This window comes from Acidovorax sp. KPB24-03, from assembly GCF_057546605.1.
In genome coordinates, this window is record NZ_BAAJYR010000142.1 from 1 (window position 1) to 9,127 (window position 9,127).

Here is a 9,127-nt window from a genome sequence, read left to right on the forward strand (position 1 = left end):
AAAATCCAGGCACGCTTTGGCGATGTGCCGCAGGCGCCGGGCACCCACCTTGTCCTGCGAACGGACGTCATAGCTCACAAGCACCATCATGATCGGCGATGCCTCATTTCCAAAGGAAGGGTGGGTAGGCGTCGAGGTCGCCGCGCAAATGGCGGGCCAGCAATTGGGCCTGGATGAATGGAAACAGCCCGATGGGTGCCTTTTCTTCCAGAAAAACGTGCCGCAGCGTTTCGCGCTTGCGCTCCTGGTAGGCCGTCAGCACCGTCTTGCGCGATTCTTCGCGCAGCAGCACGGCGCCGTTGTCCATCGTCTGAAAATCGCGCTCGCCGATCTGGCGCAAGTTGATCAGCGACAGCGCCAGCCGGTCGGTCAGCAGCGGCCGAAACTCCTCCAGAAGATCCAGCGCCAAGCTGGGCCGGCCTGGCCGGTCGCGGTGCAGAAAGCCCACCGCCGGGTCCAGCCCCACGCTTTCCAGGGCCGAGCGGCAATCGTGGGTCACCAGCGTGTATAAAAAAGAGAGCAGGGCGTTGACCGCATCCAGCGGCGGCCTGCGGCTGCGCCCGGTGAACCGCATGGCGGTGCCGGGCACGCGGATGAGGTGGTCGAACACCCCGAAGTAAGCCTGCGCCGCTTCGCCCTCGTACCCGCGCAGCAGGTCCACCGACGGTGTCTGGGCCAACTTGCCGGCGATGCGTTCCAGACGCTGGTGGGCATGCGCCAGGGCGGCTTCGTCTCCGGCCGCCAGCTTGCTGCTGTGATCGCGCAGGGCCCGGCCCAGCACGGCGCGCTGGTTGTGCAGCTTGCCCTGCAGAAGATTGCGCACGATGCCGGCACACCCCTCGGGGTTGTCCGCGTTGCGGTACTGCGCGCGCCGCAGCAGGACGTTGCCGGACACGGGTCCTTCCACCCGCGCCAGAAACCTGCCGTTGGTCGTGAGAAAGCAGGTGCTGATGCCCTGCTCCGCGCAATAGCCCAGCAAAGGGGGCGACACCAGCACGCGGCCAAAGCACACCAGGCTTTCCAGCATGTGCACGGGCAGCCGGGCACGCACCGTTTGCTCGACTTCCATCACGATGTTCGCACCGTCCTTGTGAAGCCAGGCGCCTTCGGTGGTCACATACAGGGTGTTCAGCTGTCTGCGCATGGTGGCTCCGCCTCGCTGTCTTCTTTCAGTTGCCGTGCGAGCCAGTCGTTCACGCTGCTCTGGCGTCTCAGCAGCTTGGGCTGGCACAGGTCGAGCAGCGAGCAGGCATCGCAGCGCTTGGGGCTGTACTGCGCGGTGGGTGTGATGTTCGCGTCCAGCATGGCGCGTGTGGCACCGATGGTTTCCCGCGTGAGTTGGCGCAGGGCCTGATCGAACGGCACATCGGTGCGCCGGCGTGTCTCGCCATAGAACAGGGCGCCCTGCGCAATCGGCTGCTCCAGCATCGCTTCCAGGCACAGGGCCTGTGCGCACAGTTGCACTTCGTCCGCGCGATGGGCCTTGGGCCGCCCGCGTTTGTATTCCACGGGAAACGCCTGTTCGCCGTCTTCGATCTCGTGGAACTCCACCACATCCGCAATGCCGGTGATGCCCAGCCCCGGGTGCGCCAGCGGCATGGCCGTGACCGTGCGCACACCGCGTCGGCGCTCGCCCCGGGGCTTGTCGGCGCGCTCGTGCAGCACCCGCCCCTCTGCAGTGTGGCGGCTTTCCGCCCACAGTTGCTCCACGTGGATGAGGGCGCACTGGCGAGGGCAATACCGGTAGTGTTGCAGCGCCGAAAGGGGAATGAAGTCCGATTCGTCCACGGCCTGCCTCCAGGCGTGCGAAGCCGCGCTAGATCAGCTCACGAACGGCCACGCCCGAAGGAATGGCCGCTTGGTCGATCTCCACGCGGTAATCCGCAAACCGGCGTGGAGCGCTATCCGTATCGGCCTGTGCCGGTGTGATCCGGACGGCATCGAACAGCACATGCGCTGGTGCATTGCCCATGGCGCTTTCATGCTCGAACACGATCAGCTTGCGTGCCGCCATTTCGCCGCGTGCGGCCGAGCGGTCGTGTTCGAACATGTTGATGAGCGCGCGCCAGAACAGCTCCAGGTCTGCGTCGGAAAAGCCCGTGCGCTCGGCCAGCTTGGCCGAAACAAAACCGTGCGCGCGGTACAGGCCATAGGGAATGATGTGCTTTCGGCCCATGGTGCGGTTGTCGCCGCTCTGTGCCTCGGCCTCCTTCTCGGTGGTCACGGCCATGCGGGTGATCGAAATCTCCAGCGGCACCACGGGGTCGATGGAGGTGGCGAAAGCCATCTGCACCGGCCCGCGCACCTGGCCCGCGTTGACACCCGTGGTCATCACCGCGCCGAAGGTGCGCACGTCGAAGAAGTTGTTGCACATCCATTGCGTGATGGCGCGGGCTTTCTCTTCTTCCTTGGGCAGCTTCTTGTCTTCAGGTTTCAGCGACTGGGCATCGTAGGCTTTGCGGTGCTGGTTGTTGAGCACGGCCTTTTCCTGCATGTAGATGGCATAGCCCGCGTCGGCCGGTTTGTCCAGGCTGACGAAGTTGCGGATCTTGCGCTTCAGGCACACGTCGGTCACCAGGCCCCGGTTGGTCTCGGGGTCCAGGCGCGGCAGGTTGCCGGCGTCTGGATCGCCATTGGGGTTGCCGTTGGTGATGTCGAAAAGGTAGACGAACTCGTAGCGGTGGGCAATGGCGGTCATGCGGGGGCTCCCTCGGTGTTGTCGGTGTTGGAATCTGCGGTGTCTTGTTCGGCCTCCGTGCCGCCTTTGGTGAAACGGCTTTGGGACTGGTGGTAGTACCCGATGGCGAAGCGGCCCTGGTCCTCGATGCGCAAGCTGCGCGGAAACTGCTCCCCCAGGCCATCGACGATTTCGCGGATGTCCTTTTCCAGGTTCACGGCCAGGCCCGGCTTGTCCTTGCGGAGCTTGCCCAGGTGGTTCTGCGTATTGCGCAGCAGCACCGGAAAGACGGATGCCGGCGTGGCCGATGCCGCGCCGTAATACCGGTCGCGGATGTTGGCATTGACTTGGCCGCCGAGCGCGCTGCGCTGCACCGCTTCCAGCACCGCGAACAGGCGGCCCAGCCGGTAGCCTGGGTTTTCGGATTGCTTGTCGAGACTCACGGGAACCTCCTCCTTGTGGATGTGTGTGTGGATGCCCAGCCGCTTCTCCCGGGCCAGGATGCCTTTGCAGATCGCCGCGCGCAGGCCTGACAGGTTGCCGTCCGAGCGGATGCGCATGAGGGTGTTGGCCAGCAGGCTGCGCGGGTAGGACCGGCCGCTCAGCACCGAGCGCATGAATTCACCGGCCAGGTTGTTGAAGGCATCGTCCATCTTGGGCATGGCGCCTTCGCGGTTCGGTACCGTCGCAAGAATGACGCGGCGCGCGGCCGGCGCGGTCTTCCAGGGCACGGGTTCGATCCGAAAGTCCTGCGCGTGCTGGGCCAGGCGTTGGGCCAACATGCCCAGCGTGCCCGTCTCCCAGAAGCGGATGGAGATGCGCGAGGCGTTCGGAGCCAGCCCCAGCACGAACATGCGCGTGCCGTCCTGCAGCTTCGGATTCAGTTCGCTCAAGGGGCGTCCCTTGACGATCTGCTCCAGCACCTCACGCACCCGCGCCGCTTCCTGGGAGTCGTCCGGCGGCGCGTTGAGCAGCGACTCGAATGTCAGTTCGGCTTCCTGCGCCTGATCCGCATCGTCCGCCTCCGCCCAGAACACCACGCTCGCATCGCCGATCTGGATGCGCTGGCGGTTGTGCTCGCCGCGCCGCAGCAGGTGGTTGAGCACGGTGGTATAGGCAAAGGCGGCCTGCTCGGAAACGGGCGCGTTCTCGCCCTGGCTCTTGCCATACGACGTGAACGACTCCAGGTTGAACGACACGATGGACGCGCCCGCGCTTTGCGCGCCGTTCACGCCTTTGATGGCGGGGTGCAAGTTCGCGATTTTTGATCGTTTGCCGGTTACCAGGCAGTCGGCCCAAGCCGCTGCTTTGTCAGCATCAACGAATATCCTTTCGCGCGCTTCTTCTGCTGCTGGACGCTGATGCAGGAAGCGCAATTCTCCGTCGAGGCGGAACACAATGTTCGCGCCCACCAGGCCCTCCGCATGTGGGGTAAAGAGTGCATGCGACGACAGGGATTCAGGTTTCCATTCCTTCACGAATGATTGAAGGGCAATAAGCCCTGGATCATTGAAGTTGGACATGGTGGAGAGGTGCAGCTCTCGAAACGTGGCATGGTCTTGGGCTGCCTTCGCTTCGCCGACACCCAGCACGTAGCTGCTTTTGTCCCACAGGAAAAATGACTTTGAACCAGTGCCCGGGCGTTTGAAAGATGCAGGCACGGCGATGACCCTGGGCAGCGGCTTTTTTCCTGCTGTATTCCTGATGTCGTTGACAGCCGTCACTGAACCATCTGTCGCCAGAACGATTTCATAGGAGATGTTCTCTTGTGAGTACCCTGGCTGGGCAATGGCGCTATCGCCGGTGTTTTGGAGTCGGCTGTAGTAACCGTTCAGGGCCTGCAGAATCATGACTTCACCTCTTCGCTGTGCCAGGGCGGCACCTCGATCACGCCGGCCGCCATCTGTGCGCGGAAGAAGCGGGGCGACATGCCCCGGTCGAAATCGATGTCGTGCAGCGTCCAGCCCAGGTCGCGTGCCTCCTTAAGGCTTTCGTGCTTCTCGGGGATGGGGTCGCCGTCTTCGATCAGCTGGAAGTTCGCCGGAAACTCCCGCACGCCCATGCAGGGCTGCTGAAAGCACTGCCCCTTGCGCGCGCGGCGGTTGAAGATGTCCAGGTGCTTGCCCACAGAGTCCTCGGCCCCGGCCTTGGGGGTGAGATCGAAGTGTGCTTCGATCACATAGGCCACGTCGCGCAGGATGGTGGCGGCGCGCTGCTGCCGGTCTTCATCGACGTAATTCGCCAGCCCCGCGGTGTCGCCGGCCTTCATGGCCTTGGTCACGCTGGCGGGGGAGAGCTTGCCGCCCACTTCGTTGCGCCGAATGGATTCGAAGCGGATGGGTTTCAGCACATGGATGCGGTCCACGTGCCATCGGATCGCCGGCTTCCAGTGGATCGCATCGAGAATGCCGCGCGCGGCGGAGGGGGTGATGACGTCGTAGGAGACGCGTTCCACCTTCATTTCGGGGCGCGTAAAGCAAGCGCGTTCGCCCCAGACCTTGAGCTTCACTCCATATCCCATGGGCCCTCCCGGTTGTTTCATTGGATCATCGCTGGCCGCCCCGACAGCGGGCTTACCAGTTCAGGTGTTCGGTGCGGATGAATGCCGGGTGGTCCCAGCTCAATCCAAATTGCGGGTCGTAGAGGCCGTCGTGGGCGAGCACCATGAACTGGTCGCCCCATTTTTGAGGCGCGACAGGAATGACCGCGCCCGCCTCGTAGAGCGCCTCGAAGCCCTGGCGGGGCAGTTGCACCAGATAGGGCTGCAGCTTGCGCGCGAGGCCGACGCTGCCTTCGGCGTGCTCCAGGTCGCGCAGAAAGCCTTTGGCGTCGTCGTCATACGGCACGATCACCGGCATCTGCACGGTGTCGATCATGCGGAATTTCATGGCCAGCGTTTCCATGGGAAGGCTGTCGATGCGGCTTTCGCGCAGCAGGCCCATGAGGTCAGGCTTGTCCAGCGAATCACCGCCCTTTTGCCAATACAACAGGGCGAAGTAGCGGCCGATGGCCTCGGGCGACAAAGGGTCGCCTGCGTTCTGACGCAGCACTTCGCGGGCGGCCTGGGCGTATTGCTTCAGTTCAGGCGGTGGGGCCCAGTCTTCGTTGGCGTTGGCAAACACCCGCACGTCGCTGGCGTCCAGGGGCCTGCCGCCTTCGCGGTTGCAGCGGCCTGCCGCCTGGGCGATGGAGTCCAGGCCCGCTTCGGCGCGCAGCACGGTAGGGAAATCGACGTCCACGCCTGCTTCGATCAAGCTCGTGCTCACCACCCGGCATGGCTCACCATCCTTGAGCATCTGCCGCACCTCGGCCAGCACGGCGCTGCGGTGTTTGGCGCACATCAGCGTGGTCAGGTGGCGTGCGCCGGGCAGATCGGCCATGGCCTGGTACACGGCCCTCGCATGGCGGCGGTTGTTGACGATGCACAGCACCTGTTCACGCGAGCGCATCTCGGCGGCCAGCGCCTCGTCGCTCAGCGTGCCCACATGCCGCACCCGCACGCGTTCGAGCTGGCGGAACAGCCTGTCCGGCTCCGGCGCCAGCTCGCGCACGCCCGTGAGCCCGCCTTCGAACGCCGGCGCCTTCAGGGCGGGCTGCGTGGCCGTGCACAGCACCACGCTAGTGCGGTAGTTGCGGGCCAGCTCATCGATGGCGGCCACGCAGGGCCGCAGCAACTGCAGCGGCATGGTCTGCGCCTCGTCCAGGATCACCACGCTGCCCGCGATGTGGTGCAGCTTGCGGCACTGCGAGGACTTGGCCGCGAACAGGCTTTCGAAGAACTGCACGGCGGTGGTGACGACGATGGGGGCGTCCCAGTTCTCCATGGCCAGCCGCAGCTTCTGGACCGACTGGTACTTCTCGGGATCATTGCGCGGGGGCGGCTGTTCCACGAAGGCGCTGTGGTGCTCCAGCACGGCCGCCTCGCCCAGCGGGCCCAGTGCCTTGCGGAACACGGCGGCGTTCTGCTCGACGATGCTGGTGAACGGGATCACGAAGATCACGCGCTGCAGCCCGTGGCGAATGGCGTGGTCAAGCGCGAACGCCAGCGATGCCAGCGTCTTGCCGCCCCCCGTGGGCACCGTGAGCGAAAACAATCCTGGCTCCTGCTCCGCCTGGCCCCGCACATGGCGCAGGATGTCGGCACGCAGGCGGTTCACGCCGCTATCGGCCTGGAACTGGCCCAGGAAGTGGTCGAGTTGCTCGCGCAGCGCCACGAGCGTGGGCGGCGCGCCGCCGCCACGGCGCAGGTCGGGGCGTTTTTCAGCGAGGTGGTAGAACGCCTCGGTATCGAGGAAGTCGGCATCCACCAGGCACGAGAACAGCATGCGGGCGAGAAACGCCAGCTGGAACGGATACCGGTCCTTGGCCTGCTGGCGGCCCTGGCCGCTGTAGGGCTTGAAGCCCGCAGGCACCCCGAGGCGAGCGGGCAAGGGGATATCCTGTTTCCAGGCGGGGTGCAGCGCCGGCAGGTCGGACGACAGCCGGTCGGCCAGGGCCGTGCGTTCGCCCTCGCCCTGCCCATTGGCCAGCCCCGCATGGTGGCCGGCAATGCCGTAGGCCAGCAGTTGCCCCATGTCCCCCAGGCGCTCCTGCGCGATGCGTGCCCCCCAGGTGGAGTGGTCCACACGCAGCGGACTGCCGCGCAGCCTTTCCTGAAAGGGCTCGGTGTACTTGCCCAGGTCATGCAGATGCCCGATCACCCGGGCCAGCGCCTCACCGCCGAAAACAGCCGCGAATTCTCCCGCCCCTCGGCCCACGGCGTGCAGATGGTCCGGCAGGGGCTGCCAGCCTTCCTGGTCCGCGCTGCCGGTGGAATGGGCATAAAAGCGCGGCATGCCAGTGCCTTGCTCTGGGTCGTTCAATGGTTTGTCCTCCCTTTGGATCGGTGGCCGCAGTCCTTTATGGATGAGCTGTCGGCGGGGGCATTGTGGCGGCTGTGTGTGGTGGGCCGCCTGCGGGATTTCCCTTTGGTGCGCCTTCTCGGTCACGTCCAACGACTGAACTGCGCCGCAACCGGGCCTGCGTCACCAGCCCCCGGATGCCCCTAAGCCACACCTAAGTCTCGTTGCCCAAACTGCCCCCATGCAACGACCCAACGAAAGGATTGCCATGAACTCCGTTCTATCGACCCCCCGCCGCCTGACCCTGGCCCTGCTCACTGCCGGCGCCATCGGGGCCACCGGCGCGGGGCTGGTGACCAACATGCATTCCAGCCGCGCCGCCATGCCGCCCGCCGCGGTGCAGCCGGCGGCCATGCCGTCCACGGGCGGCGTGACGGCGCCGGACTTCGCGCAGATCACGGCGCGCAACGGTCCGGCGGTGGTCAACATCAGCGTGAGCGGTACCACCAAGACGTCCATGACCGATTCGGACGACGACGATGACGAGACCGCGGCCCACCCGCGCAGCGGCGCACAGGGCATCGACCCCAACGATCCGATGTTCGAGTTCTTCCGCCGTTTCGGCATGGTGCCGCCCGGCCTGCAGGCCCCCGGCCGCCAGCGCGAGGTGCCCACGCGGGGCGAGGGCTCGGGCTTCATCGTGAGCGCCGATGGCGTGATCCTCACCAACGCCCACGTGGTCAAGGGCGCCAACATGGTCACGGTGAAGCTGACCGACCGGCGCGAGTTCCGGGCCAAGGTGCTGGGCTCCGACCCCAAGACCGACATCGCGGTGCTCAAGATCGACGCGAAGGACCTGCCCGTGGTGCAGCTGGGCAGCACGCGCAACCTGGCGGTGGGCGAGTGGGTGCTGGCCATCGGTTCGCCCTTCGGCTTCGAAAACAGCGTGACGGCCGGCGTGGTGAGCGCCAAGGGGCGCTCGCTGCCCGACGACAGCTACGTGCCCTTCATCCAGACCGACGTGGCGGTGAACCCCGGCAACTCGGGCGGCCCGCTGTTCAATGCGCGCGGCGAGGTGGTGGGCATCAATTCGCAGATCTACAGCCGCTCGGGCGGCTACCAGGGCGTGTCGTTCTCCATCCCGATCGAGGTGGCCGCCAAGGTCAAGGACCAGATCCTGGCCACGGGCAAGGCCAGCCACGCGCGCCTGGGCGTGTCGGTGCAGGAGGTGAACCAGGCCTTTGCCGATTCGTTCCAGCTCGACAAGCCCGAAGGGGCGCTGGTGGCCGGCGTGGAAGAGGGCGGCCCGGCCGACAAGGCGGGCCTGAAGTCGGGCGACGTGATCCGCAGCGTGAACGGGCAGCCCATCGTGGCCTCGGGCGACCTGCCGGCCATCGTGGGCCAGGCGGCGCCCGGCACGCAGGCGCGGCTGGAGGTGTGGCGCCATGGCAAGCGCGAGGAGTTCACCGCCACGCTGGGCGATGCGAGCGAGAAGGCCACCAAGATCGCCAGTTCGGAAAAGTCGAGCGGCAAGGGCCGGCTGGGCCTGGCGCTGCGGCCCTGCAGCCGCAGGAGCGCCGCGATGCCGGCGTGGACGGCGGCCTGCTGG

Annotated in this window: 6 protein-coding genes and 1 pseudogene; 1 reads left to right on the forward strand and 6 read right to left on the reverse strand. The window is 65.9% G+C overall.

Translation table 11 applies throughout. The annotated features are described in order from the left end of the window. Positions 1-103: 103 nt before the first annotated feature. From cas1c to AC27KI_RS14895, 6 genes are read right to left on the reverse strand one after another with little or no spacing between them, the layout of a single operon-like run. Complete coding sequence (gene cas1c, locus AC27KI_RS14870; protein WP_487114502.1) at positions 104-1,144, reverse strand: type I-C CRISPR-associated endonuclease Cas1c; 1,041 nt, start codon at positions 1,142-1,144, stop codon at positions 104-106. Next, positions 1,129-1,788 (reverse strand): CRISPR-associated protein Cas4, encoded by a 660-nt coding sequence (cas4, locus tag AC27KI_RS14875; RefSeq protein WP_487089849.1) that lies wholly within the window; start codon positions 1,786-1,788, stop codon positions 1,129-1,131. The genes cas1c and cas4 overlap by 16 nt, the downstream gene beginning before the upstream one ends. A 28-nt stretch (positions 1,789-1,816) precedes the next feature. Further along, positions 1,817-2,698, reverse strand: coding sequence for a type I-C CRISPR-associated protein Cas7/Csd2 (cas7c, locus tag AC27KI_RS14880; protein ID WP_487089848.1), 882 nt, complete (start codon positions 2,696-2,698; stop codon positions 1,817-1,819). Continuing rightward, positions 2,695-4,527: a type I-C CRISPR-associated protein Cas8c/Csd1 gene (gene cas8c, locus AC27KI_RS14885; RefSeq protein ID WP_487089847.1), complete on the reverse strand. Its 1,833-nt coding sequence runs from the start codon at positions 4,525-4,527 to the stop codon at positions 2,695-2,697. Before cas8c ends, cas7c begins: the two co-directional genes overlap by 4 nt. Beyond that, positions 4,524-5,198 carry a type I-C CRISPR-associated protein Cas5c gene (gene cas5c, locus AC27KI_RS14890; RefSeq protein WP_487089846.1) on the reverse strand — a complete coding sequence of 225 codons (675 nt, stop codon included), beginning with the start codon at positions 5,196-5,198 and terminating at the stop codon, positions 4,524-4,526. The genes cas8c and cas5c overlap by 4 nt, the downstream gene beginning before the upstream one ends. 52 nt (positions 5,199-5,250) lie before the next feature. Continuing rightward, entirely contained in the window at positions 5,251-7,512 is a 2,262-nt protein-coding gene (locus AC27KI_RS14895) for a CRISPR-associated endonuclease Cas3'' (RefSeq protein ID WP_487089850.1), read from the reverse strand. A gap of 274 nt (positions 7,513-7,786) precedes the next feature. Between AC27KI_RS14895 and AC27KI_RS14900 the strand changes: the two are divergent. After that, positions 7,787-9,127: pseudogene (locus tag AC27KI_RS14900) on the forward strand (Do family serine endopeptidase); the annotation flags it as partial.

Coding starts and splice junctions, on each gene's coding strand:
- cas1c (WP_487114502.1), bottom strand. CDS start 1,144: ATGCGCAGACAGCTGAACACCCTGTATGTGACCACCGAAGGCGCCTGG.
- cas7c (WP_487089848.1), bottom strand. CDS start 2,698: ATGACCGCCATTGCCCACCGCTACGAGTTCGTCTACCTTTTCGACATC.
- cas8c (WP_487089847.1), bottom strand. CDS start 4,527: ATGATTCTGCAGGCCCTGAACGGTTACTACAGCCGACTCCAAAACACC.
- cas5c (WP_487089846.1), bottom strand. CDS start 5,198: ATGGGATATGGAGTGAAGCTCAAGGTCTGGGGCGAACGCGCTTGCTTT.
- AC27KI_RS14895 (WP_487089850.1), bottom strand. CDS start 7,512: ATGCCGCGCTTTTATGCCCATTCCACCGGCAGCGCGGACCAGGAAGGC.